Annotated in this window: 20 protein-coding genes and 1 pseudogene; 15 read left to right on the forward strand and 6 right to left on the reverse strand. The window is 55.2% G+C overall.

The features are described 5' to 3' along the window. Positions 1-11 precede the first annotated feature (11 nt). The 3 genes from B2R17_RS23215 to B2R17_RS23225 form a co-directional block, all read right to left on the reverse strand. Entirely contained in the window at positions 12-1,487 is a 1,476-nt protein-coding gene (locus tag B2R17_RS23215; RefSeq protein ID WP_286765887.1) for an efflux RND transporter periplasmic adaptor subunit, read from the reverse strand. After that, entirely contained in the window at positions 1,484-2,299 is an 816-nt protein-coding gene (locus B2R17_RS23220) for a TetR/AcrR family transcriptional regulator (RefSeq protein ID WP_286765888.1), read from the reverse strand. Before B2R17_RS23220 ends, B2R17_RS23215 begins: the two co-directional genes overlap by 4 nt. 322 nt (positions 2,300-2,621) lie before the next feature. Continuing rightward, positions 2,622-3,722 carry an acyl-CoA desaturase gene (locus tag B2R17_RS23225; protein WP_008665003.1) on the reverse strand — a complete coding sequence of 367 codons (1,101 nt, stop codon included), beginning with the start codon at positions 3,720-3,722 and terminating at the stop codon, positions 2,622-2,624. A 279-nt stretch (positions 3,723-4,001) separates the two neighbouring features. Here B2R17_RS23225 and epmA point away from each other — a divergent pair, with 279 nt between their 5' ends. The 4 genes from epmA to hemG all read left to right on the forward strand — a co-directional run bounded on the left by epmA (position 4,002) and on the right by hemG (position 10,394). After that, positions 4,002-5,084: an EF-P lysine aminoacylase EpmA gene (epmA, locus tag B2R17_RS23230; protein ID WP_286765889.1), complete on the forward strand. Its 1,083-nt coding sequence runs from the start codon at positions 4,002-4,004 to the stop codon at positions 5,082-5,084. 9 nt (positions 5,085-5,093) lie between these two features. Then, entirely contained in the window at positions 5,094-6,701 is a 1,608-nt protein-coding gene (locus B2R17_RS23235; protein ID WP_286765890.1) for an aquaporin, read from the forward strand. Positions 6,702-6,870: 169 nt separating this feature from the next. Next, entirely contained in the window at positions 6,871-8,433 is a 1,563-nt protein-coding gene (locus tag B2R17_RS23240; protein ID WP_286765891.1) for a sulfatase family protein, read from the forward strand. A 1,127-nt stretch (positions 8,434-9,560) separates the two neighbouring features. Then, positions 9,561-10,394 carry a menaquinone-dependent protoporphyrinogen IX dehydrogenase gene (gene hemG / locus B2R17_RS23245; RefSeq protein ID WP_286765892.1) on the forward strand — a complete coding sequence of 278 codons (834 nt, stop codon included), beginning with the start codon at positions 9,561-9,563 and terminating at the stop codon, positions 10,392-10,394. Between the two features lie 330 nt (positions 10,395-10,724). Here the strand turns inward: hemG and B2R17_RS23250 are convergent, their stop codons facing one another. After that, positions 10,725-12,593 carry a heavy metal translocating P-type ATPase gene (locus B2R17_RS23250; RefSeq protein WP_286765893.1) on the reverse strand — a complete coding sequence of 623 codons (1,869 nt, stop codon included), beginning with the start codon at positions 12,591-12,593 and terminating at the stop codon, positions 10,725-10,727. A 285-nt stretch (positions 12,594-12,878) separates the two neighbouring features. Beyond that, positions 12,879-14,936: a glycogen debranching protein gene (locus B2R17_RS23255; RefSeq protein ID WP_286765947.1), complete on the reverse strand. Its 2,058-nt coding sequence runs from the start codon at positions 14,934-14,936 to the stop codon at positions 12,879-12,881. A gap of 317 nt (positions 14,937-15,253) precedes the next feature. Between B2R17_RS23255 and B2R17_RS23260 the strand changes: the two genes are divergently transcribed. After that, positions 15,254-15,559, forward strand: coding sequence for a hypothetical protein (locus B2R17_RS23260; RefSeq protein WP_286765894.1), 306 nt, complete (start codon positions 15,254-15,256; stop codon positions 15,557-15,559). Between the two features lie 215 nt (positions 15,560-15,774). On the opposite strand, the gene B2R17_RS23265 is transcribed toward B2R17_RS23260, so the two are convergent. Beyond that, positions 15,775-16,284, reverse strand: a complete 510-nt coding sequence (locus B2R17_RS23265; RefSeq protein WP_286765895.1) for a hypothetical protein — start codon at positions 16,282-16,284, stop codon at positions 15,775-15,777. 314 nt (positions 16,285-16,598) lie between these two features. Here B2R17_RS23265 and B2R17_RS23270 point away from each other — a divergent pair, with 314 nt between their 5' ends. The 10 genes and pseudogenes from B2R17_RS23270 to B2R17_RS23315 form a co-directional block, all read left to right on the forward strand. Continuing rightward, the gene (locus B2R17_RS23270) at positions 16,599-18,980 is read left to right on the forward strand and encodes a phosphoketolase family protein (RefSeq protein ID WP_286765948.1); all 2,382 of its coding nucleotides are present in this window, start codon (positions 16,599-16,601) and stop codon (positions 18,978-18,980) included. Beyond that, entirely contained in the window at positions 18,977-19,573 is a 597-nt protein-coding gene (locus tag B2R17_RS23275; protein WP_037250302.1) for a histidine phosphatase family protein, read from the forward strand. The genes B2R17_RS23270 and B2R17_RS23275 overlap by 4 nt, the downstream gene beginning before the upstream one ends. Before the next feature lie 191 nt (positions 19,574-19,764). Beyond that, entirely contained in the window at positions 19,765-21,165 is a 1,401-nt protein-coding gene (gene atpD / locus B2R17_RS23280) for a F0F1 ATP synthase subunit beta (RefSeq protein ID WP_349677005.1), read from the forward strand. Continuing rightward, complete coding sequence (locus B2R17_RS23285; RefSeq protein ID WP_008664983.1) at positions 21,156-21,551, forward strand: F0F1 ATP synthase subunit epsilon; 396 nt, start codon at positions 21,156-21,158, stop codon at positions 21,549-21,551. Before atpD ends, B2R17_RS23285 begins: the two co-directional genes overlap by 10 nt. 15 nt (positions 21,552-21,566) lie before the next feature. Next, the gene (locus B2R17_RS23290) at positions 21,567-21,851 is read left to right on the forward strand and encodes an AtpZ/AtpI family protein (RefSeq protein ID WP_008654315.1); all 285 of its coding nucleotides are present in this window, start codon (positions 21,567-21,569) and stop codon (positions 21,849-21,851) included. Next, positions 21,838-22,185, forward strand: coding sequence for an ATP synthase subunit I (locus tag B2R17_RS23295; protein ID WP_286765897.1), 348 nt, complete (start codon positions 21,838-21,840; stop codon positions 22,183-22,185). Before B2R17_RS23290 ends, B2R17_RS23295 begins: the two co-directional genes overlap by 14 nt. Further along, positions 22,182-22,868, forward strand: a complete 687-nt coding sequence (locus tag B2R17_RS23300) for a F0F1 ATP synthase subunit A (protein WP_286765898.1) — start codon at positions 22,182-22,184, stop codon at positions 22,866-22,868. The genes B2R17_RS23295 and B2R17_RS23300 overlap by 4 nt, the downstream gene beginning before the upstream one ends. Before the next feature lie 82 nt (positions 22,869-22,950). Beyond that, entirely contained in the window at positions 22,951-23,217 is a 267-nt protein-coding gene (locus B2R17_RS23305) for a F0F1 ATP synthase subunit C (RefSeq protein WP_008654312.1), read from the forward strand. A gap of 16 nt (positions 23,218-23,233) precedes the next feature. Further along, positions 23,234-23,974 (forward strand): F0F1 ATP synthase subunit B, encoded by a 741-nt coding sequence (locus B2R17_RS23310; protein ID WP_286765899.1) that lies wholly within the window; start codon positions 23,234-23,236, stop codon positions 23,972-23,974. Positions 23,975-24,068: 94 nt separating this feature from the next. Further along, positions 24,069-25,019 (forward strand): annotated as a pseudogene (locus B2R17_RS23315) (F0F1 ATP synthase subunit alpha); the annotation flags it as partial.

A 25,019-nucleotide genomic window follows, 5' to 3' on the forward strand; every position in this document is an offset into this window, starting at 1 on the left:
CGTGCCGCCGTCTACTGCGATGACAACGAAGATGCTGGCGTGTCCCAAACCGCGACCGCACTGACTCCCGGACCAACCCGCTGAGTCCCCTCCACCACGATCGCTTCCGTTCCAGCGATCGAACCAGAAACCAATGACATTTGGCCAGCGGTTCGAATGACTTTGACATCCCGGCGACTGATCGTGACGACGTTTGTGTCGTTTCCACCCAATGCCGTGTCCGTGGATTTAGCGTTCGAATCTGAATGCAACTCGGGTTCCGCAACATAAACCGACCACAATCCTCGCACGCCGCGAACCAGGACGGATGTCGGAACCCAAATTGGAGTCCGATTGGCTCCATCGCTTTGTGCGATCCAGCCATCTTGCTGGGTTTGAGTCTGCGACCATGGCACCCAAAGAGTCGCTGTCTTGCCGATCCAGCTGATCGACTCGGTCGCGGTGTCTGAGTCGTCGGTTTCCAGCTCGACTTCGATGACGCGAGTCCGTGTGACGGGATTGATCTGTGGCTGCATTCGAATAACGCGAGCCGGCTGAGAGTTGTCAGGCCCATCTTCGCCGACCGACACTCGCAAACGATCGTTCAGCTTCAGAAAGTCGGACACATCGGCGGGAACGCCAAACGTCGCGTGAACAGGTGGCGATTCCAAGATTCGCAGCACCGGTTGATTGGGTCCGATGATCGATCCCTCATCGAACAACCGCGCTGCGATCACACCGTCAAACGGTGCCACGATTTGGCTGTCTGACAAATCCACTTCGACGCGTTGGCGAGCCGCCTTCGCCAATTGCAAGCGAGCCCTGGCGGCAGCGATTTGTTCCTGCCGTGTTCCTTCCTTCAGTTCATCGAGCTCCGCTTTCGCGGACATCTGATTCGCGGCGAGTGCGTCGCTGGCAAACTTGGCATCGTCATATTCTTGTTGCGTTCCCGCTCCGCGACTGCGAAGGGATCGCTGTCGTTCAAATCGATTTTTCGCAGCGGCCCATTGGGCTTCCAGTTGTTGAACTCTGGCTTCCGCGGCTCGAATGGTTTGGTACCGAGGTCCCGCGGTTGCCTCTTCCAATGCTGCCTCTGCCGCAGCGATCTCAGCGTCCGCAGAGGCCGCAGCCGCATTTAGATCGGAGACGTCAATCCGTGCCAAAACATCGCCGCGTTTGACCAGATCACCTTCGTGAACGGCGACTTCTTGCAATCGTCCGCCACGACGCATCGCGAGCGAACTGTCGCGACGAGCAATGACTTCACCGCGGTATCGATGGAACAGCTCAGGACCTTTGATCGATTGGGCTTGAGCCACACGGACATGCAAACGTGGTGTTTCAACTGCCGTCGATCCGTCGCCCGCCGGAGCAGGGTCCAACCCGACGACGCCCGGTCCCAACGCAGCCGATAGAACGATTCCGATCACTGCAACGAAGGCGATTGCGCCGTTGGTCCGAGCCTTCCAAAACCAGCGTCGCTTGATGGGGTGCGATGATGCGTTCATGATGCGGCCTCGGAGGCGTAGGCAAAATCTTGTTCACTGTTGAACGGCAATTGCCGAATCTTCTTTGCGTTCTCGATCAACACCGGACGCAAGCGTTTCGCCCACGCGTTGTAACGACGGGCGTTGAAGAGCGGTTGCCAACCGACGGCATCCAGCAAAAGGTTTCCGTTGCGACGGATGGTCATTCGCGCGTCGTCGATGCCGGCTGCTTTCAACGAAGGACTGGTTGCTTCCAAAACCAATCCTCCATAGCTAAGCGACCACAGACCAAATATCAGTTGCTGAGTCAGCTCCGACGCCGTTTGGCCGCGTCCCGGTTTCAAGTCACCCGCAGCAATGGCCGCTTGAACAACTTGGCCGAGCGAACCGATGCACAGTTGCTCGCAATCCGACAACACATCCCGTCTTCCTTCGGATGTCTTTTGCCACACGACGTCGTGCCGAATGATTTGTTCGATCGCGAACTCATCGGGCATGTAGTCGGCATAGACTTCGACCGCGATTCCAACCGCCGCACACCGGTCGCGAGATTCGGCTTGGCTCGCCATCGCGGACTGGAACAAAGCGATCCGGCGGCGAACAGATCGCGTCGCGAGCGCCAGCAAAATCTCTTCTTTGTTGGCGAAGTGGTTGTAGATCGTGCCGCGCGTGCACCCCATCTCTTTCGCAATGGCGTTCATGTTGATCGCCCCCACTCCGCCGCTTCGCAGCATCGGAAAGGCTTTGTCGAGAATGCGTGATTCTCGCTGCTGAATTTCGAGTTGCTTCGGCGTCATGCCCGCCGTCGCTTTTTCTATGGTCGCTTGGTTCATACCCCCATAATCGTCCGATCACTCTTTTTGACAAGATGTCATTTTTGACAATGTGTCAAAAAGACCCCGATCCATCCGCGACTACGCTTAAGAATTTGTGCGGTGCGATACAAGAATTCAGCTGTTTTCCGGTATACGGGCTGTTCTGGTGCTCGCCGTTGCTGCACCACAAATCACAGACTCCCGGGGCCAAACCCAAACATTCCAATCAACTCGAATGGTGTCAGCGCACGAAAAAAGCCGGCCTCGTGAGAGGTCAGCTTTTCGTGTTTTGGCTTCGATTCGCGGTGGATCGGACCGAGTCGGATCCAACGCCCGAGCACTAAGCTGCGACGGATTGCTTTGCGTCGCGAGCTTTCTTTTCAGCAACGGTGCGGTAGTCGACCACGTCCCAAACCAGCCCAACAGCTCGGAGCAGCTTGATGGCTTGCCAAGTGATGTCGAATTCCCACCATTTGTGACCGTGCTTGGCCATACGTGGGTACGCGTGGTGGTTGTTGTGCCAGCCTTCACCGTAAGCCACGATGGCGACCAACCAGTTGTTGCGGCTGTCGTCGGTGGTCTCGTAGTTCTGGTAGCCCCACATGTGCGATGCACTGTTGACCATCCAAGTCGCGTGCAACACGGCGACCAAGCGGACGAACATGCCCCAAACCAACATCGAGATACCGAGTTCCCAGCCACCAAAGGCGTAGCCGATTCCGAGCAAGGCAAACGATGCGACGATGTGAATCGGCAGGAACAACAGGTCAAAAGCCCGCATCGCTGGGTCTTTGTACAGGTCAGGAACCCAGCGAGTCAGGTAAGCGTCACGGTCGCCGTTGTGAGTGTGGAATGCGAGCCAGAAAATGTGACTCCAGATACCACCATCGTGAGGCGAGTGCGGGTCACCTTCGAGGTCACTGTGAGCGTGGTGTTTGCGGTGGTCAGCGACCCAATCAAGCGGCGAGCCTTCGCCAGCGAAACAGCCAATCGCGGCGAACGTGTATCGGACCCAGTTGTAGGTTTTCATGCCGGTGTGTGTCAGCAAACGGTGGTAGCCGAGGCAAATCCCAAGGCTGCCAGCGACCCAGTGCAACACCACGGCGGTGATCAAAGCGGTCCAGGTGAACGTGAACGGTGCGGCCAAGCAAACGATGTGAGCCATCGCCAACCATCCGACGGCCCACCAACTGATGTTGGACGCTCGGACTCGGTCAGCTTTGGTGGGTTTGGCCAAATCGCGTTTCTTGGCGGCCTTTTGAGCGACCAGCGACGAAAAACCGTCGGCGTCTTCGGCTTGAGGTTGATCCAAACGCAGCTTTTCGCCGGTTTGAGGCAAGTCCAACGTCGTGGATTCAGCTACGTGGGTGTTGGGTTGGTCAGCGTTGCCCTTGCTCTTGCTTGGGCCACGGTTTTTGGTGGGTTCAACAACGGTCGACATCAGAGAACGATCCTGGTCTCGTGGTGCGTTAAATAAGTCGTGGGACGCAGCCAAAAACTGACCGACGTCTCGTTTCCGCCGGAAGAATAGCAACGCGAGACGATTTCGACGTCACGTGTCGTGTAAAAGCGTGTAACGGTTATGTAATTGTTCTTTGGATGCCCATATTCTTGGGGTCTGAACCACAATTGACCGGGTGGAGAACGCTCGCATTGAGCATATCCTTGGCCGTCAGTCCGCCACTTTTGTCGCATCCCCGCCCCTGCTCGCCAGTCGTCCATGCCCGATCCACCCGCGTTCTCATCTGAAACCGATGCCGATTCGGCCCTCGAGGTGACCGCTGCCAAAGTTTTGGATGGCGATCAAACCACCGCGGACGAGATGAACGCGTCGTCCAAACCGAATTTGGCGGTTCGGCTGAAACAGCGAGCCGAAATGCTGCGCGAAGTTCGGCGATTCTTTGACGACCGAGGATTCATCGAGGTCCAACCGCCTTGCCTCAGCCGCGACTGCGTTGTCGACGCCTTTCTGGATCCAATCGAAGTCGAAGCGTCTCAGGTGGGGCTGGTCAGCGAGCCTGATTCGCCAGCAAAGTTCTATTTGCAGACGTCTCCCGAATCCGCCATGAAGCGTTTGCTCGCCGAGGGGGCTCCCTCGATCTATGCCATCACCCCGGTGTTTCGAAAAGGCGAAACCGGGACTCGGCATAACGTCGAATTTTCGATGCTGGAATGGTACGAGGTCGGCGGCGATGCAGCGTCCGCAATCAAGCTGCTGGGCGACTTGGCCGTCGAAGTGCTCCAGTCGCCTCCGTACAAAACAGTGACCTACCGCGAAGCGTTTGAGAAACATCTCGGCTTCGATCCGATTGAAACACCCATCGTTGACCTGCATGCCCTGGTCGATGAACTGGACACATCGCTCGCTGAGTCGATCGGCCTTGATCGCAACGCTCTGTTGGACGTTTTGCTGAGCGAGCGGATCGAACCGGTTTTCGCAAACGACGCCCCCACCATCCTGACTCGATACCCGCTGACCCAAGCCGCGCTTGCCAAACCTTGCCAAGATGATCCGCAGTGCGCCGAACGTTTCGAGTTGTTCTATCGTGGGGTTGAACTCGCCAACGGCTACGACGAATTGCTGGACGCAGACGAGCTAAAAAAACGCTACGAGCACAACAATCAAATTCGATTGGCCCACGGCCGCCCGGCTTTGGCCGTGGAGACAACCTTGTTGCGTGCAATGCGGCAAGGGTTGCCTGCGTGCAGCGGCGTGGCACTCGGCATCGATCGATTGCTGATGTTGCGCGTCGACGCCCATTCCATCGAAGAAGTTGTTCCCTTTCCGACCACCCGAGCTTGATTCCACACGATGCAACTCTCTTTGACTCGACGATGCGTTTGCGAAGTCATTGGCACCTATTGCTTGGTGCTGATCGGTTGCGGTGCGATGGTTGTCGACAACCAAACTGGCCTTCTGACTCACGTCGGTGTGGCAACGGTTTGGGGCCTGATCGTGATGACGATGATTTATTCCATCGGCGATCTATCGGGGGCGCACATGAACCCCGCCGTATCGATCGCATTTGCCAGCGTCGGCCGTTTTCCGATCGTTGACGCCGCTGCGTACGTCGTCGCACAGTGCGTGGGCGCGTTGCTCGCTGCCGGTTCGCTAGGAATCGTGTTCGGAGTGGATGACGTCAAGCTGGGTGCCACGATGGCATCGTTGCCAACGGGATCGGCTTGGGCGGTGGAATTCATGATGACGACGATCTTGATGTGGGTCGTGCTTGGCGTCTCCACCGGCGCAAAGGAAAAATCGATCACCGCAGGCTTGGCGGTCGGTGCCACGATCGCGATGGAAGCGTTCGTTGCCGGGCCGCTCACCAAAGCGTCCATGAATCCGGCTCGCAGCCTGGGTCCCGCCGTGATGTCGAGCCACTACAATCTGCTCTGGTTGTATTTGACCGCGCCCATTGTGGGTGCGATCGCGGGTGGATGCTTGTATCGATTCGTGCGAGGCAAAGACGAATTGGACACAGAGGAAGGTGCCATGACTAAAAAGATTTCGGCGGTCGTTTTATTCGCGTTTCTTATCGGAGCGTGTGGCAGCACTTCGATGGCCGGAGAAGGCAACTCGCTGCTTCGCCCTAACGACCGTGTGGCAATCATCGGTGGCACTTTCGTCGAACGCATGCAACCTCGCGACGAATTGGAAGCTGCCCTACAAACACAACGTCCTGATTGGAAATTGTCGATCCGAAATTTAGGTTGGTCCGGGGACACGGTATCGGCCATCGCTCGCAAACGTTTCGACAACGTCGAAGCCGGAAGAGCCCGGCGTTTAGCTGACATTGACGCAGCCAATCCTACCGTTGCTCTCATCTGGTACGGACAATCCGAAGCTGGTCAGTTCTCTGAAAACTCCGAACGAATCCAAGCCGACCTGATGGGCTTGGTGGATGACCTGAAGCAGCGACAAACACGAGTCATCTTGCTCACTCCCGTTGCAATGCCCGGTGACCGACGCCCGAATTACAAGGCCGGACTGGAAGCGTTCGAGCAAATGCTTCGAGACGTTGCACGAGCCCAATCATTGGCACTGGTCGAATTGCAATGGCAACCTTCCGATGAGCAATTGACGGAAGATCGCATGCTGCCCAACGAAGTCGGCTACCGCCAATTGGCAACACTTCTGGCGAATGCTCTGCTCGAAGAACCAACGCAAGAAGACACGACTGGACAATCGAATCAAACGACAGCGAACCATTCGACCGATAGCCCCGAACGGGAACGATTGTTAGAAGCGATCGCTCGCAAAAACGAGTTTTTCTTCCATCGCTATCGACCTCAAAACGAGACCTACTTGTTCTTGTTTCGCAAACACGAACAAGGCAACAATGCGGTCGAGATTGAGCAGTTCGAACCGATCATTCAGAAAGCAGACCAAGCGATCTGGGACGCTGCCGCGAATCAATAACGGGTGACGTTTTGGCATCCGCCCCAGCCTGCCTACTGCATTTCTGCCGATCATCGCGCGGGCTCGCATGGATCCGCAACAATTTCGCGTTGGTGCCAGCGAAGTTCGCCCCGCAATTCGACTACAATGGCGGCCTCCCCCACATCCCCGCCCCAAAGAATTGTTGAACATGCGAACTGCACTTTCACAAGTCCGCCCATTTCTCGCCGCGTTGCTATGCGTGGCCTTCAGTGGATCCGTTGGACAAGCTGCCGACGAGCTTCCTCCAACGCCCAAGCGTGATGGAATCTCGCCACGCAACGTGGTCTTCATTTTGACAGATGACCATCGTTTCGACGCGATGGGTTGCGCTGGCCACCCTTTCTTGGAAACCCCGCACCTGGATTCGATCGCGGCCAACGGCACGCACATCAAGAACGCTTTTGTCACGACCAGCCTGTGCTCGCCTAGCCGCGCGTCCATCTTGACCGGCCTGTACACGCACAAGCACCGAGTGATCGATAACAACCGCTTGGTACCCGACGGCACTTTGTTCTTCCCGCAGTATTTGCAACGAGCCGGATACGACACGGCCTTTGTCGGAAAATGGCACATGGGCGGGCATCACGATGACCCACGACCGGGCTTTGACCACTGGGTCAGTTTCCGCGGTCAAGGCAATTACTTGCCGCCCGGCCCCAAATACACGCTCAACGTCAATGGCGAACGAGTCAAGCAAAAGGGCTACATCACTGACGAGCTAACCGACTACGCAGTGGACTGGTTGAAGGAACGCGACGACGACAAGCCATTCTTCCTCTACCTGTCTCACAAAGCCGTCCACTCCAACTTCACTCCCGCCGAACGACACCAAGGTCGTTATGCGGATGAAGACCTCAGCTTTTTGCCAACCGGCAAAGAACTGTCCGCAGACAAGAACACACCTCGCTGGGTCCGCGATCAAAAGAACAGCTGGCACGGGATCGATTTCTCGTACCACAGCGACAAGGGCCTGGACTATCTGTACCGTCGTTATTGCGAATCGGTGCTGGCCGTTGACGACAGCGTTGGTCGCGTGCTGCAACAACTCAAAGACATGGGCATCCACGATGACACGCTTATCATCTACATGGGCGACAACGGATTCATGTGGGGCGAGCACGGATTGATCGACAAACGTGTTTCTTACGAAGCCTCGATTCGCGTTCCGATGCTGATGCAGTGCCCCAACCTATTCGACGGTGGCAAACCGATCGAGAACGTGGTTGGAAACATCGACGTCGGCCCAACGATCTTGCACGCTGCCGGTTTGCAAGCACCGGAATACATGGACGGCCAAAGCTTCCTCGACTTGCCCAACGATCGCGACGCCGACTGGCGCAAGTACTTCTTGTACGTGTACTACTGGGAAAAGAACTTCCCACAAACTCCGACCCAGTTTGCCTTGCGTGGTGACCGATTCAAATACATCACCTACTACGGGCTTTGGGACACCGACGAACTTTATGACTTGCAGACTGATCCTGACGAGCTGAACAATTTAATTCACGACCCGGACTACAAATCGGTTGCCAAAGAGATGGAAAACCAGCTCTACGCGATGCTCGGTGACGAGGGAGGAATGGACATCCCCATGAATCAACCTCGCGGCGGATCCAACAACAAACGTTGGTCAGAACAAGGTGGTTCCGATGCCGCCGACTTCCCAAAGGCCTTCGTCGTTGAAGAGCCAATCAACCGCAACGCGAACTAAAGCAAAGCGTTTGATTCATCAAGCAAAGTGAACACTCTAAGCGGCGGCTCTACCCAAGAGCCCGCCGCTTTTTCGTTGAAGCTGAGACCACAGTTTTCTTTTCACACTGTGTCACCCACCAAGCGATTCTCAGTGTTCGTCTCCAAACCGCCGCAATCACCCGCCAGCAAACATGTAGCCGATGGAGGCTCTCCGTCGGCTCGAGCGCAAACAATCCCAACAAGCGGTCGGACTCACCATCAAACACGAGCCCATGAATTGACTCAGTAATCTCCTGCATTGCAAAAATGGTTTTGCCGACGGAGGGCCTCCATCGGCTACGTCGTTGCACTCCCGATCCGTGCGTGGCAACCCGCAGACAGTTCACGCGAACCGAAGCACTTGAGTCCAAAAGGACATCCTCCATCAACGACTCGGATTCCCTGTTGCACCAGCAACGCATCAAACCCATTCCCGGCCCACCACGGTCACTTGCCAGCAAACATGTAGCCGATGGAGGCTCTCCGTCGGCTCGAGCGCAATCAATCCTAACAAGCGGTCGGACTCACCAACAAATACGAGCCCACAAACTAACTCAGTTTTCTGCTGCATTGCAGAAATGGTTTTGCCGACGGAGGGCCTCCGTCGGCTACGGGGTTGCCATCCAATGGATGGTGGCATGCTACAGTCAGAAGGCTTTGTGGCCGTATACGCACACGGGACGCGCGTCATTGCACACCGGATCCGGCGATGAAGGCACGATGAATGATCGATGCGAAATCATTTGCATTGGATGCCATTAACCGATTCGGGTTGAGCTTGCAGCTCAATTGCAAGCAATCCCAATGTGAAAGCGGCGAACTCTGGGCAACGGCAATGGACTTGCTTGCCAACCGGGAGCGGACAACGGCTCAGATTCGCACATTCGTTCGATTCCCATAGCGTCAGGCACGCAAACTGCGAACCAATTCATCGTGGGAAGGCGGCGATGAACATGCACACCCGCAATGACAGAACAGATCGCTATCGCCCGCTTTTCGAATTGCCCGATGGTATTCACGACACCGACAAAGCGGACCAGTTCCGATCCAGAAGGCACCTTGCAGCGCACCCAGCCACAACATCGCTCAACAGCTTGGATATCAATCATGCGAAACCTCATTGTCTTCGCGTCTCACGAAGGGCAAACGGAGCAGATCGCTGAGCGAATACAGCGACGCCTGCGGGAGCACTCGATCCCAAGCGATGTCTTGGATGTCGTTCAACACCCGGCGACTGAAATTCACGTCGAGTCATACGACGCGGTGCTGATTGGTTCGCCGATGCACTATGGTCGCCATGATCCACGCATTCGCTTTTTCATCGAACACAATCTCGCGTCTCTACACGGGATACCAACCGCATTCTTCTCGGTGAGCTTGGCGTCCGCGAGCAAGAAACGCAAAGACCGCGTCGTAGCGAAGAGGCTTGCCAATGAGTTCTTGCAATCAACCCATTGGGCACCGTCCATGATGGACTGCTTTGCGGGGGCACTCAAGTATTCCAAGTACGGTTGGTTGAAACGACAGGTCATGCACCGAATTGCGCTGAAGGCTGGAGCAGAAACGAGTTTCGCCGAAGACTACGATTACACCGATTGGCAACGCGTCAATGAGTTTGCCGATCGATTCGCAACGCTTATCCGAACACGCCGACGATCACCCGAGCGTCGAGCTCGTTTCAGCGAATTGCGTACACCTGTTCGCGATCATTCGCTTCGTCGCAGCCGACCCAAACGGCGCACCACCAATCTGTACCACGTCGTCGCTAAAGGTGACCGCCAACGAGGCAGGGTGTCACACACCGCCCTGTTCCGAAGCACGAACTCCCCACAGATCGCCCTGATTTGTGCGAAACGCCCAAAGTTGAAACGAGGGCTCGCACACGTATCTCGCAATCGACTTCGAAGTGGAGTCGCGGTCGTTCATCAGGCTGCAAGGTAAGCTGTCGCCACCAAGTGAAGCCATTCCGCAACAATACAAAATCGCAACGTGGACTGGGAGGAACGCTGAACACACGCGTGAAGGAGCGCCCCGACACCAACTCCCAGCGTTATCATCAATACCGCACCAATCACCGGCTAGCAAACATGTAGCCGACGGAGGCTCTTCGTCGGCTCGAGCGCAATCAATCGCAGCAAGCTGCGGGACTCATCAGAAAGCACGAGTGCGTGGACTGTCTCGGGTGCTTGCTGAGTTGCAGATTTGTTTTTGCCGACGGAGAGGCCTCCATCGGCTACGGAGTTGGCCGATCGCTTGGCCAATTCAAAGACGTCAAAAGTCAGTCAAAGACTTTGGTGCCCAAGCAACTCGCAGCGCGTTCAGCACCGCCACCACGTCGATCGCTTCTTGCGTAATCGCGCCCGCAACAGGCGGCAAATAGCCGGCGAAGGCGATCAACATACCAATGACGCTAAGCGTCATGCCGCCGACGGCACTCTGAAGAGCGATTCGTCGCATCCGTCGGCTGATGTGCATCAACTCATCGACACGTGCGAGGGACGAATCCAAAATCACCACGCCGGCTGCTTCGGTTGTCACGTCACTGTTTTGCCCAAACGCGATTCCGACCGTTGCCGCCATCAATGCGGGAGCATCATTGATTCCATCACCGACGAAGACGGTTTTGGAAGTCTTAGTTTGCTCGGTAACAAAACGCAGTTTGTCTTCGGGACTTTGATCGCCCATGCACTCGGTGATGCCGACTTGCTTGCCAAGATATTCGACTTCCGAGGTGCGATCCCCCGACAGCAAGACAACTCGATTGACACCATGGCGATCATCCAAGTGATCGACAAACGAATGGCCTTCCTTTCTCGGTGAATCTCGCAGCCGATAGGTGGCCGCGTACTTCCCGTCGATCAGAATGACGCATTCCAAACCGCCGGATTGTTCGGGCAAACGTTCCGCCCACTCATCGCCTTTGGCAAGCAACTTCTTGCGACTGGTGATCTGCATCTCGTGACCATCGACGATGCCGCGCAGTCCAGCGCCGGGAGGTTCGCTGATTTCGGATACGCTGAGCAAAGCACCAGAAGACGAACTTCCGTCTTGGGTTGCTGCAGAAACGATTGCTTCCGCCAACGGATGCTTCGAGTAGCGTTCGAGGCTGGCTACCAAAGTCAACACGCGGGACGCGTCCTGATCGGGATCGACCAATTGCTCGACCAATTTGGGACGCCCGTATGTCAGCGTTCCCGTTTTGTCGAAGATCATCGTTTTGCATCGATCTACCTGTTCCAAAACGGATGGATCACGAATGATGATCGAGCGTCGAGCCGACAAAGAGATGGCACCGAGAATCGCAACGGGGATCGCAATCAACAAAGGGCACGGCGTGGCCACCACCATCACAGAAAGGAATCGCACCGGGTCGCCGCTGACCACCCACGCCGCCACGCCAATCAATACCGCAAGTGGTGTGTAGAAGGCACCGAGTTGATCCCCGAGCCGACGAATTTTAGGACGGTTCTGCTGCGACGCCTCCATCACTTCCATGATCTTGGCGTAACGCGAATCCACCGCGCGCTTGTCCGCGCGGACCGTCAGTGCCGAGTCGCCATTGATTGCGCCGGAGAGCACCAGCGAACCCGGCGTCTTGGACATCCGATACGGTTCACCAGTCAGATACGACTCGTCCATGGCACCGTGACCAGACACCACCGTTGCATCCACCGGACAAACCTTGTGTGGCAAAATCAACACGATGTCGCCGATAGCGATCTCATCCAAAGAAATTTCTTCTGTCGTGTCCCCAACCTGTCGAATCGCGATGGATGGCATTCGATTGGCCAACGCACGAAGCACCGACGATGCACTGCGAACGGCATAGGACTCCAATGCCTCCCCACCGGAAAGCATCAAGACAACGATCGTGGCTGCCAAATATTCGCCGAGCAACACACCAGTCACAATCGAGATGCCGGCCAACAAATCCGATCCAAACTCGGCTCGAAATAGCTTGACCAACAATTCCCAAACCAACGGAACGCCGCCAAAAATGAGAGCGAGCACCAACGGCCAGTCACGCATCGCAACGCCGGCGACATGCCCGTCCAACGCCAACCCAAAACGCAGCCACAGGTGAACGGCGATTGCAAAAACAGCAAGCCCGGCGATTCCCAGTTGCAAACGGTTGTTCATAATTTTTGCCCGGCGGTTGTTGTGCGTCGTCCGATGCAGGTGAACCTTCGTGACGCCACGATAGATCCTCCCGGCGTAATGCTGTCCAAAATGACTGACTCGAGAGACGAGCACCTAGCGGTACTGCTAATTTAGCGAGCCGTACCGCGTTAGCGGCGGTCAATCAGACTTCAACCGGGGCTGACGCCAATCGCGAATTGTTGTCATTCGGTATACAACTAAATCAACAGCCCGTCAGGGGACTCTATCAAAAAGCAGGCAAGCGAGAGCGAGGCATGTAAAAGTTTAACGTTCAACCAAAACACAAACGGATCGAGCGGGTGAATTCCATGTGGGAGTAACAACGCATTGGCTCTCGGGCCTGCTGGCAAGCTCACTGAGTGACGCGCACGACGTGTCGACAGCCAACCGCCACTTTTCAAACGCCCACTCTTGGATCCCGAATTCGGTCGACTCGGATCCCGCATTGATCATGACATAGATATCCTTGTCGCTTTGCGATTCGCCATGCAAACAGTATGCAAGTTGTCTTGATTCGGAGGACATATCGACCAAGTGCCCCGTTCCGTACCATCGCACATCACCTCGCCAAAAACGCGAACGGCTGATCGACGGATGGGACTTTCGAAAGGCAATCATTTCGCGGACGAATTCGAAGATATCCGCATGCTCAACACGTCGATCCCAGTCCAACCAACTCGTCGCGTTGTCTTGGTTGTACGGGTTGTTGTTCCCACGTTGGGTTTGAAGAAACTCGTCCCCCATCCGGAACATCGGAGTTCCATTGGACAGCATCAGCAAACAGAAAAAGTTGCGGACTTGTTGTTTGCGAATCTGCAAGATCTCGGATGGCGTTTCTTCGTCTCCTTCCCAACCACAATCCCAACTGTATTCCTTCGCTCCGTCGGTATTGTTGTGCCCGTTGGCCCAGTTACGTTTTTCGTTGTAGGCCGTCAAGTCGTACATTGTGCTGCCGTCGTGTGATGTGATGTAGTTGATGCTCAACGAGGGCTGCAACGCATGACGCAGATCATCGGGAAACAAATCGCAACTGCCGTACAAACGCGTCATCAAGTCGGGAACCATGCCACGATCACCGCGGACAAGACGCTGCATGGTGTCTCGGTAGTGAGCATTCCACTGCATCCATCGCTGCCCGGGAAATTTCTTCCCCAGTTGAAACTGGCCATCAGCGTCCCAGGGTTCAGCAATCAACCGATCATCACAAAGGTCTGAATCGGTGCCAATTTCACTGACGATGGGTGGATCATCCAAGTTGATGGAACCATCACTGTTTCGGGTAAAGACGGATGCCAAATCAAAACGAAATCCGTCGACATGCATGTGCGAATCCCAGAATCGCAAGCTGTCGACGATCATCCGACGAATCGCTCGGTTGGCCGTGTGCATCGTGTTCCCCGTACCACTGTGATTGGCGTACGGAGTGTTCGCATTGCCCGTCATCATGTACGCGGTGCTGCTGTCGATCCCTTTCCAGCTGTACGTTGGCCCGCGGTGATCGCCTTCGCAAGTGTGGTTGTAGACGACATCCAAGATGACCTCGATGCCCACCGCATGCAGCTCCTTCACCATCATTCGAAACTCGTCTCTTTGATTGCAAGCCGATGGATTCGTTGAATATGCGTGGTGCGGCGAGAAGAAATTCAGAGGCATGTACCCCCAGTAGTTTCCATCGTCTGGATCGAACTGAAACACCGGCATCAACTCGACCGCGGTCACGCCCAATTCCACGAGGTAGGGAATTTTGTCGACGACACCGACAAATGTGCCCTGATGCGTTTCGGGCACTCCAGAGTTTGGGTTCTTGGTGAATCCCCGCACATGCATCTCGTAGATTACAAGATCGCTTCCATGACGCGAAATCCGATCGTCCTGCCAGTCAAATTCGCAGAATTGATTGGGGAGTATCCCAAGCGGGGCTTGACCTTCGTTGGAACCAGGCCGCCGGGCAGCTTCTCGAGAGAATGACTCCGGAAAAAAGACTTTTTTTGCAAAGGGGTCCAAAAGAACTTTTTGAAAGTCAAAATCATGGAAGTCGTAACCTCCCTGCGGCGCCGGCCCGTCAACTCGATAGGCATAGTAAGCCCAGTCATCGGATGATTCACAATGAATGCGGCAATGCCAAATGGGTCCCGACTTATTGAATAGGTAGTTCAGCTTCACTTCACGAGCTGGATGAACTAAATCACCCTTCCGGTACAGCAACAAATGCACCGTGGTGGCATGTCGCGAATAGAGCGAGAAATTAAAGGAAGACTCCTCCGCAATCCAACTTGCACCGAGCGGGAACGGCGAACCTTCGGCTCTTTGCCAGGCATTCATCTTGGAATCCAAGTTTGGGAACGTGCCATCGACATGCTTAGAATCCGGTTGGAGAAACAGAGTGAAAGCCTGGAGTCCAAAACGCAAACCAGGGACCAACCCCGAACGATCGGTTTCTTGAGGGATGGTTGACATGATTGAGCGTCGACACTGTCACAACTTGTGCGCCATCGCACATCCACTGTCCGTATACGCTCAGTCGCCATCGCAAACTTGATGACTCAAAAGCCACATTTGAGTCATCGGCGCATGATTCGACGAATGGCTCAAGCTTTGCGTATCAGCCGAGAATCTGCACTTCAATTGCGAGGTATCCAATGAACAATCCATTTATTCAGTCCGAATGGCGGTCCCTTTGCAAACGTGTTCACGGTTGTGCGTGCACGCTCGCCAATGACAAATCCGAGGAAAAGATTTTTGAATCGCAGGCTCACGCTTTTGCGTCCAGCGAACCACCTCATCGATATTCTGAGCTGCTCACGAAAGTAGCGGAGGCGGCTCACTTGGCCGTGAAGTGGCAATCGGATGTGGTCCATGACATCGAAGACCATTGGATCGACGAGGCAAGCGACGAGAGCTTTCCCGCCAGTGATCCACCTGCGTTCACATCCACGCACGCTTGAATTAGCAACTTGCGTGAACACAAAGTCTGCTTGCCTCCTAAAGCCTTATCTGCCATTCGATTGGCGGGTCGAGGGTTTCGTCGCCGATGATGCAGACAAGTTCCCCTCGTCGGTCAGACGATGGCGAAAGTGTCTGCCGTTGCCGAATCTTGCATGGCGATTTGGGACAATCAGCGTGCGTCATCAACAGGGAGCACATTCGCGAAAGCACGCAATCAGTTTGACGCGTGTCTGCTCGCGTTCAGGTGATCCAACTCATCGCGTTCAGCCTCGGCAAAGAACAGTGGCAGGAAAGGCGTGTTGATCAGCAGGGCTAGAAAGAACAATCCGGAGGCGATGATCCCGACGGATTGCCATTCAAAGTATGCGGCGGCGATGATGAATGCCGCGACAGCGAGAACACCGAGCACCTTCAAAATCAAAATCACTCCAGCGGTTTCGACGTCCGTTTCGATCTCTTCTTTGCCTAGTCGATGCGTCGCATGCCCTCGCAACGAGGTTGCCCGAGATCGCACTTCCAAGTAGTTCGTCAGCGCCAACACCGCATACAGGAAGGGGATTGGAATCGCAGCGAGGTAGGCAACTTCGCGAAAGAAAAGCAAAGACAAGCACGTTCCGATCAAACTGGACGCTAGGAGAACGCGAACTCCGGTTCGAAAGTGGCGAGAGAGAACGTGGGCGTCGGGTTCTGCGGGCAGTCGTTGGCTGGTGGCTGGAGTACTCATTTCATTTTCCGTGTGAGTGAATGGCCAAATCTGAAAAAGTGGCCGTCGGATAGCGGCAACTCACAAGCGATTCACGTGCCCTGCCGTTTTGTCGAAGTCTGACGACATGAGAGTGCTCCAGCACGCACATTCTCTGTGCGTCGAATGACATCCTGGCACAGTATGGTTTGAGATCAGATCTCTCCTCGTGCCATCCGGTGGCTGTGGCGTCGAAAACAAGACGTTTTCTCCAAGCAGACCAATTCACGACGACAGTGGTACAGAGATTGCCAATCGTTCATGACATCGCCCATCCAACCGTGAAAGCCAATGCCGTGATTGAAACACTCGAATCCACTCATGTTGCTGCCGAGACACTGCAGAAGATCGACGCCTATTGGCGGGCCGCGAATTATTTATCCGTTGGGCAGATCTATCTTTATGACAATCCGCTGCTGAAACGCCCGCTTCGGATTGAGGACGTCAAGAAGATGCTGCTTGGGCACTGGGGAACGACGCCAGGCCAAAACTTCATCTACGCCCATTTGAACCGAGTCATCCAACAATACGATCTCGACATGATCTATGTCTCGGGTCCGGGACATGGCGGTCCCGCGGTTGTCGCCAACACGTATTTGGAAGGTTCTTACAGCGAGATCTACCCGCATATCAGCCAAAACGAAGCCGGAATGAGGAAGCTATTCATTCAGTTTTCGTTTCCCGGAGGGATTCCCAGTCACGCGTCGCCGGAGTGTCCTGGATCAATCCACGAAGGCGGTGAACTTGGGTATTCACTGAGTCATTCCTTCGGTGCAGTGTTTGACAATCCCGATTTGATTGTCGCTTGTGTGGTGGGTGATGGCGAAGCAGAAACCGGTCCACTGGCGACCGCGTGGCACTCGAACAAATTCCTGAATCCAGCGACTGACGGCGCAGTGCTTCCAATTTTGCATCTGAACGGATTCAAAATCGCGAACCCCGCCATCCTCGCTCGCATCGACCATGCGGAACTGGATCAGCTGATGCGAGGATACGGTTGGACGCCCATCTTCGTGGAAGGCGATGATCCGATGAAAATGCATGCAGCGATGGCGGAAGCCCTCGACGTCGCCATCGAACAAATTCGATCAGCTCAACAAAAAGCTCGCGAAAGTGGCGACACCACTCGCCCTCGCTGGCCCATGATCGTGCTGAGGTCACCCAAGGGATGGACGGGACCCAAAGCCGTTGATGGTGTCCGCAACGAAGGAACCTTTCATTCGCATCAAGTGCCATTGTCAGATCCCGCCAAATGCCCCGAACACTTGCAACAAATCGAGGATTGGCTCCGCAGCTATCGCCCGGAAGAATTGTTTGATGAAGACGGGCGGTTGCGGCCCGAGATAGCCGATCTCGCACCCAGGGGTGATCGTCGGATGGGAGCGAACCCGCATGCCAACGGCGGACGTTTGCTACGGCCATTGAAGATGCCCGACTTCCAAGACTATGCCGTCTCAATCACCCAACGAGGTTGCCGTGGAATCGGTGACACGCACGTCATGGGCAAATTCATTCGCGATATCGTTCAATTGAACGACGAACACAAGAACTTTCGAATCTTCGGTCCCGACGAAACCATTTCGAACGGCTTGGAAGCTGTCTTCGATGTCACTCAGCGGCAGTGGAACGCGGCGACGGTCGAGGACGATGAATCACTTGCACCAACCGGCCGTGTCCTAGAGATGCTCAGCGAGCATCAATGCGAAGGCTGGCTGGAAGGATATTTGCTGACAGGTCGGCACGGGCTTTTCAATTGCTACGAAGCGTTTGTGCACATCGTCGATTCGATGTTCAACCAACATGCAAAGTGGTTGAAGGTCACGTCGGAGTTGCCCTGGCGTCACAAAATCGCATCGTTGAACTATTTGCTCGCTTCGCACGTTTGGAGGCAAGATCACAACGGATTCACCCATCAAGACCCGGGCTTCATCGATGTGGTTGCCAACAAGAAAGCCGAAATCGTTCGCGTCTACTTACCGCCGGACGCCAACTGCTTACTCTCCGTGATGGATCACTGTTTGCGAAGCAAGCACTATGTCAACGTCATCGTCGCGGGCAAGCATCCTTCGCCACAGTGGCTGACGATGGACGAAGCGGTGGAGCACTGCGCAAAAGGAATTGGAATTTGGGAGTGGGCAGGCAACGAGTCATCAGATTCTCCTGACTTTGTGATGGCTTGTTGTGGCGACGTCCCGACCTTGGAAACGTTGGCAGCGGTGTCGATTTTACGCGAGCATTTGCCCGAGCTGAAAATCCGAGTCGTCAACGTGGTCGATCTGATGCGATTGCAACCCAATTCAGAACACCCTCATGGTCTCAGCGACCCTGAGTTTGATGCCCTGTTCACAGAGAACAAGCATGTGGTTTTTGCCTTTCACGCGTACCCATGGTTGGTCCATCGGTTGACATACCGTCGTACCAACCACGCGAATATTCACGTCCGTGGATACAAGGAAGAAGGCACGATCACCACACCATTCGACATGACGGTGCTGAACGATCTCGACCGGTTCCATTTGGTGATGGACGTGATTGATCGTTTGCCCGAAACCGGTGAACCAGGCCAACACTTAAAAACTTTGATGCAACAAAAGTTGATCGAGCATCGACGCTACATCAATCGGAACGGACAAGACATGCCCGAAGTCCGGAATTGGCAATGGAGTGCCGGGTCATGAGCGATCAATTCCCTCAAATTTATCTTGGTCGACACGGCGAAACGCCATGGACAATCACGGGGCAGCACACCGGTTCGACTGATATGCCACTGACGCCCAAGGGCGAACAAAATGCGGCTCAACTTCAGAGTCGACTGGAAGGACTTCGGTTTGCGGAAGTCTGGACCAGCCCTTTGCAGCGAGCGAAGCGAACCTGCCAACTAGCCGGCTACGGCGAACGAGCAAACACAGTTGCGGAACTGACGGAGTGGGATTGCGGCGACTACGAAGGGCTCACACGAAGCGAAATCCAAGAGAAGAATCCCGGTTGGAATCTCTTCCAAGATGGTTGCCCCAATGGCGAATCATTGACGGATGTGGCGACGCGTGTCACTCGCGTTGTCGAGCGTATTCGCCAGCTGGACGATGCCTGCTTATTGTTTGCCCACAAGCACTTCCTGCAAGTCTTTGCCGCCTGTTGGCTAGGCTTGCCTCCGGATACCGGTCGCCATTTTTTTCTCGGCACGGCTGCGTTGAGCATTGTCGGCTATCACCATTCTCGACGAGACCCAGTCATCCGGTTGTGGAACGATCGCAGCTACCTCACCGACTAAATGAAAAAACGGACTGAATGGAACGCAATCCGGCAAGGCTGACCCGCGTTCCTTTGCCCTGCGTTCTTTCGCGGCACAGCGAATGCATCTTAGCGATTTGTTCGTGAGAGCACTCCAACGATGTACCCAATATGCACACCCCGCCATCGCCTCCATCGCCTGATTTCACAGTAAAAGCCGGAACCGATTCGATGGAGAACGCTCCGCCCTCTCCGAAGGATTCCGCGAGAGGACACGTCGTTGCCGTTCGCGGCAGCGTGATTGACGTTTACTTCCCGGGTGAACCACCGTCCATGAATTATGAACTGCGGATTGGCGATTGTGGTGAAGTGGTGGCAGAAGTCGCCAGCCAACTCGACCCGCATACCGTGCGAGCCATCGCGATCACATCGCCACGAGGATTGTCGCGGGGCACCGCTGTGCAGAGTCTTGAACGACCGATGCAGGTTCCCGTTGGCAAACCTCTGTTGGGCAGAGTGCTCGATGTGTTTGGCAACACGCTTGACGATGGTGAAAGCTTGAGCTCCGTCGAGCATCGAAGCATTCACCAGGCGCCGCCCACGATCAACCGTCGCATCGCGAAATCGGAAGTGTTCACGACCGGCATCAAGGCCATCGATTTGTTGTCGCCGCTCGAACGCGGCGGTAAAGCAGGCCTATTCGGTGGCGCAGGCGTTGGCAAAACCGTTTTGATCACTGAGTTGATCCACAACATCGTCGGCGGTCACGATGGAATCAGCTTGTTCTGCGGAATCGGTGAGCGATGCCGAGAAGCCGAAGAACTGTACCGCGAGATGGGAACCGCCGGTGTTCGTGACAACACCGTCATGGTCTTCGGACAAATGAATGAACCACCAGGTGCCCGATTCCGTGTCGGCCACGCCGCGATGACGATGGCAGAGTCCTTTCGCGACGATGCGAAACAAGACGTGCTGCTGTTGATTGACAACATCTTTCGGTTTGTGCAGGCCGGGATGGAAGTCTCAGGTCTACTCGGCCAACTGCCATCCCGTGTGGGATACCAGCCTTCGCTTGCGAGCGACTTGGCAGAGTTGGAAGAACGCATTTGCACCACCTCGGATGCCGCGATCACGTCGGTGCAAGCCGTCTACGTCCCTGCCGATGATTTCACCGACCCGTCGGCGGTGCACACCTTTGCACACCTATCCGCAACCGTCGTTTTGTCGCGAAAACGAGCCAGCGAAGGGTTGTATCCCGCGATCGATCCATTGAAGTCAACTTCGGAAATGATGTTGCCCGGTGTGGTCGGTGATCGGCACTACCAAACGGCCAGCGAAGTACGTCAAACGCTGGCCGGATACGAAGAATTGAAAGACATCATCGCGATGCTGGGCATGGAAGAACTGTCTCGTCAGGATCGCTTGACGGTGAACCGGGCCAGACGTTTGGAGCGATTCTTGACTCAACCATTCTTCACGACGCAGCAATTCACCGGTCACGAAGGACACATGGTCAGCATCAACGACACGTTGGACGGATGCGAACGCATCTTGAATGACGAGTATCAGAATCGGCCGGAGCGAGACTTGTACATGGTCGGTAAACTTCCGAGCTCCCCATCATGCATCTGAAGTTGAACACACCCAACGAGATCGTGTTGGATCTGACAGTCAACAAAGTGGTTGCCGAAGGCACGCATGGAAGTTTTTGTTTGCTGCCGCGACATGTCGATTTCTTGGCCGCTTTGGTTCCCGGTTTGCTGAGTTGGGTCGATGAGGCGGGGAAAGAATCCTTTGCGGCCGTCGGCACCGGAATTCTCATCAAACGAGCGGATGATGTTTACGTCTCCGCCGAAGCCGCGTCCCATGGAACTGAATTGGAGACATTGCGACGTTTGGTTCTCGAGGAGTTTTCGCAGATGGACGAACAGCAACATGCTGCTCATTCGGCAATCGCAAAACTGGAAGCGGACTTCCTTCGCCGAACAATGGCACTGACTGAAGACCATGTGGTGTAAGGAGCGATTCCATCCATGAACGAGCGTCAAACGCTACAGAAAAACGTCGATGCGAAGCAATCTCGCAAACTCGATGCACGTCAGCAAGGCGATCGATCGGCATGGTTTGGACTCGGCATGTTCGGTTTGGTTGGTTGGTCGATCGCAATTCCAACACTACTCGGAATCGCCTTGGGAATCTGGATTGATGAACGTTGGCCGAGTCGGTTTTCGTGGACGTTGATGTTATTGATCGGCGGTGTCGGAATCGGATGTCTGAACGCTTGGTGGTGGATCAACCGGGAGAATGAAGATGAATGAATGGATGGCGATGACGAGCGGGTTTCTCGCGGGAGCCGCAGCTGCCGTGTTCTTCGTGGCGTCGTTGTGGTGGACCACGGTTCGCTTGCCCGCGTCTCGTCAGCCGTGGTTGCTGCTTGGAGGCGGTGCATTGCTACGGATGACGGTGGTACTGGGCATTCTGGCCGCACTGGCACGAAGTGGGGATTGGCGGATCCTGGTCGCAGCGGCCGCGGGCTTCGCGCTTATACGCACAGTCGGTGTGTGCACTATCGCCCAGCGTGACAAAAGCTTCCAACTCGTACCAGCACAAAATCCGCCAGCGAAAACTTTGCGTCCCGGGAGCGAACCATGAATGGTGTGCAAATCTCACCGGACGAATCGATCCTGTGGCAATCCGAAGCTTGGCCAGTTTTGAAGATCAACGCCACGCTTGCGTTCACTTGGTTGGTGATGGCGTTGTTGGTCATCGGTTCGTGGTGGATCACGCGACGATTGACTAGCGACACAAAGATTCCGCGTTGGCAGAATCTGTTGGAAGTGCTTGTCACCGGCATTCGAGACCAAATTCGAGATATCAGCCGGCACGACCCGGGACCATACCTGCCATTTGTCGGAACTCTATTCCTTTTCATCGCAGTAGCGAATTTACTCAGCATCGTGCCTGGTTACGTCGCACCGACGGGATCATTGTCAACAACAGCCGCTCTGGCGACTTGCGTGTTCGTAGCGGTCCCCGTGTTTGGGATCGCCTCACGCGGGGTAGGGGAGTACTTGAAGCGATACCTGCAACCAACGCCTTTGATGCTGCCTTTCAATTTGATTGGCGAACTTTCAAGGACTTTGGCACTGGCTGTGCGTTTGTACGGGAACATGATGAGCGGCGCCGTGATCGCCGCGATTCTGATCAGTTTCGTCCCACTCTTCATTCCAATTGTGATGCAAGTGATGGGGCTGCTGACAGGAATGATCCAGGCTTACATCTTTGCCGTTTTGGCGATGGTCTACATCGCGTCGGCAACCAAAGTCGCGAAGTGATTGTGCGGTGAACACTTTTCGTGATCCTTCTCGTTCGTCCGCCGAACAGTGAATTCACATTTCAATCCAAAAGGAAGACATCATGGATAGCACCACTTCGATCGCCGTCGCCAGCATCATCATGGCGGGACTGACCACCGCCATTGGTTCCATCGGGCCAGCGTTTGCCGAAGGGCGTGCCGTGGCCCAAGCTCTCAGTTCCATCGCACAGCAACCGGATTCATCCAACACGATTACTCGTACCCTGTTCGTGGGTTTGGCCATGATCGAGTCGACGGCCATTTACTGCTTTGTCGTTTCAATGATCCTATTGTTCGCGAATCCCTTCTGGAACCAGCTGACGCAATAGGAAGGGAGACGAAACGATGAGCATTGATTGGTTCACCTTCACCGCACAAGTCATCAACTTCCTGGTCCTGGTTGGGTTGTTGCGACATTTCCTTTACGGCCCCGTCGTCCGCGCGATGCAGGCAAGGGAACAAAAGGTGACGCAGCGTCTAACCGATGCCGAAGCCGCGAAAGCCGAAGCGAACCAGCAGCGTTTGGAACTGGAAAAACAATCGCAACTGCTGCAAGAACAACGAGATGACCTGTTCACGAAGGCCAAAGCAGAAGCAGACAGCGAACGTCAGCGATTGATCGCTGAGGCGAGGAAAGAAGCGGACACGCGACGAGCACACTGGACGTCCACCTTTGAACGAGACCAAAAGGAACTCGCCAACCAAACTCGTCGTGACATTCAACGAATGGGGTTCCAGGCCGCAAGAGAAACGCTTCAGCAACTGGCGGACGAGGACTTGCAGAAACGGGTTTGCCAAACGTTTGTGAAGCAGCTGCAGATGCTGGACGAACTCCAGCGTGCCTCGATCGCCACGCAACTGGAGGATTCGGGAAACCCGGTCTTGGTTCGATCTGCCGATGAACTGGATGACACCGACCGAAGTCTGATTCGTCAAGCCATTCATCAAGTGTTTCAAAACAAGGCGGAAGTTCGATTTGAATCAGAGCCCGCGTTGATCGCGGGAATCGAAATGGACGCGGGTGGTTACAGTCTGCCTTGGAATGCGGAACGTGCTCTGAAAAAGATGGAGGCCAACGTGGCGTAAACATCGTTGCGAACGATAAATGAGGTGGTTGGTCTTTAAACCTGGCCCAAATCCCTCTATCAAGCCTCGCCACTGTGAAAAGTCACTCTCGATCATGACCACTTACTTGGACACGCTCGAATCCGCTGCTCACCAATTTGGCCAAGCGGTGAAGTCTCAGGCCGGGCAATTGACGGTCACCGAAATCGGTACCGTCGAAGAAGTCCAACGCGGGATCGCACGCGTGCACGGTTTGCCACACGTCCAAGTCGACGAAGTGCTTCGGTTCGCTGGTGGTCATCTTGGCTACGCGTTCAACTTGGATCCCGACCAAGTCGGTTGTGTGTTGTTGGATTCCAGCGATCGAATCACCGCAGGATCGCGGGTGGAGCGAATGCACACCGTGTTGGACACCCCCGTCGGCGATCAACTTCTTGGCCGGGTGGTGGATCCCGTTGGTCGGCCATTGGATGGTGGTCGGTCGCTTGACGATCTGCCACGCGAACCTTGCGAACGCGATGCGCCGCCAATCATGCAACGTGCTCCGGTGACGGTCCCGCTGCAATCCGGCCTGAAAGTCATTGACGCCATGATCCCGATCGGCCGTGGTCAACGGCAGTTGTTGCTGGGCGATCGTCAAACAGGCAAGACTGCGATTGCGATCGACACAATCATCAACCAAGGCGGCCGCGATGTGATTTGCATCTATTGCAGTATCGGCCAACGCAGCACCGGCGTGGCTCGTGTGATCGAAAACTTACGTCGTCACGACGCCTTGGACCACACCATTGTTGTGATCGGCGCCGATGACGCCCCGCCGGGATTGCAGTTCCTTGCACCCTACGCGGCAACGACGATGGGCGAACACTTCATGCGGCAGGGCCGCGACGTCCTGATCGTCTACGATGATTTGACCTCTCATGCGAGAGCGTACCGCCACCTCTCTTTGTTGCTGCGCCGACCGCCAGGTCGAGAGGCGTTTCCAGGCGACATCTTTTATGTCCACTCACGTTTGCTGGAACGTTCCACGCATTTGAGCAAGAGCGCCGGAGGAGGCTCATTGACG

This window comes from Rhodopirellula sp. UBA1907, from assembly GCF_002337565.1.
Lineage (GTDB): Bacteria > Planctomycetota > Planctomycetia > Pirellulales > Pirellulaceae > Rhodopirellula > Rhodopirellula europaea.

Bases quoted from the DNA above. Each gene is read 5' to 3' on its own strand.
- B2R17_RS23215 (WP_286765887.1), bottom strand. From the start codon at position 1,487: ATGAACGCATCATCGCACCCCATCAAGCGACGCTGGTTTTGGAAGGCT.
- B2R17_RS23220 (WP_286765888.1), bottom strand. From the start codon at position 2,299: ATGAACCAAGCGACCATAGAAAAAGCGACGGCGGGCATGACGCCGAAG.
- B2R17_RS23225 (WP_008665003.1), bottom strand. From the start codon at position 3,722: ATGTCGACCGTTGTTGAACCCACCAAAAACCGTGGCCCAAGCAAGAGC.
- epmA (WP_286765889.1), top strand. From the start codon at position 4,002: ATGCCCGATCCACCCGCGTTCTCATCTGAAACCGATGCCGATTCGGCC.
- B2R17_RS23235 (WP_286765890.1), top strand. From the start codon at position 5,094: ATGCAACTCTCTTTGACTCGACGATGCGTTTGCGAAGTCATTGGCACC.
- B2R17_RS23240 (WP_286765891.1), top strand. From the start codon at position 6,871: ATGCGAACTGCACTTTCACAAGTCCGCCCATTTCTCGCCGCGTTGCTA.
- hemG (WP_286765892.1), top strand. From the start codon at position 9,561: ATGCGAAACCTCATTGTCTTCGCGTCTCACGAAGGGCAAACGGAGCAG.
- B2R17_RS23250 (WP_286765893.1), bottom strand. From the start codon at position 12,593: ATGAACAACCGTTTGCAACTGGGAATCGCCGGGCTTGCTGTTTTTGCA.
- B2R17_RS23255 (WP_286765947.1), bottom strand. From the start codon at position 14,936: ATGAATGCCTGGCAAAGAGCCGAAGGTTCGCCGTTCCCGCTCGGTGCA.
- B2R17_RS23260 (WP_286765894.1), top strand. From the start codon at position 15,254: ATGAACAATCCATTTATTCAGTCCGAATGGCGGTCCCTTTGCAAACGT.
- B2R17_RS23265 (WP_286765895.1), bottom strand. From the start codon at position 16,284: ATGAGTACTCCAGCCACCAGCCAACGACTGCCCGCAGAACCCGACGCC.
- B2R17_RS23275 (WP_037250302.1), top strand. From the start codon at position 18,977: ATGAGCGATCAATTCCCTCAAATTTATCTTGGTCGACACGGCGAAACG.
- atpD (WP_349677005.1), top strand. From the start codon at position 19,765: ATGGAGAACGCTCCGCCCTCTCCGAAGGATTCCGCGAGAGGACACGTC.
- B2R17_RS23285 (WP_008664983.1), top strand. From the start codon at position 21,156: ATGCATCTGAAGTTGAACACACCCAACGAGATCGTGTTGGATCTGACA.
- B2R17_RS23290 (WP_008654315.1), top strand. From the start codon at position 21,567: ATGAACGAGCGTCAAACGCTACAGAAAAACGTCGATGCGAAGCAATCT.
- B2R17_RS23295 (WP_286765897.1), top strand. From the start codon at position 21,838: ATGAAGATGAATGAATGGATGGCGATGACGAGCGGGTTTCTCGCGGGA.
- B2R17_RS23300 (WP_286765898.1), top strand. From the start codon at position 22,182: ATGAATGGTGTGCAAATCTCACCGGACGAATCGATCCTGTGGCAATCC.
- B2R17_RS23305 (WP_008654312.1), top strand. From the start codon at position 22,951: ATGGATAGCACCACTTCGATCGCCGTCGCCAGCATCATCATGGCGGGA.
- B2R17_RS23310 (WP_286765899.1), top strand. From the start codon at position 23,234: ATGAGCATTGATTGGTTCACCTTCACCGCACAAGTCATCAACTTCCTG.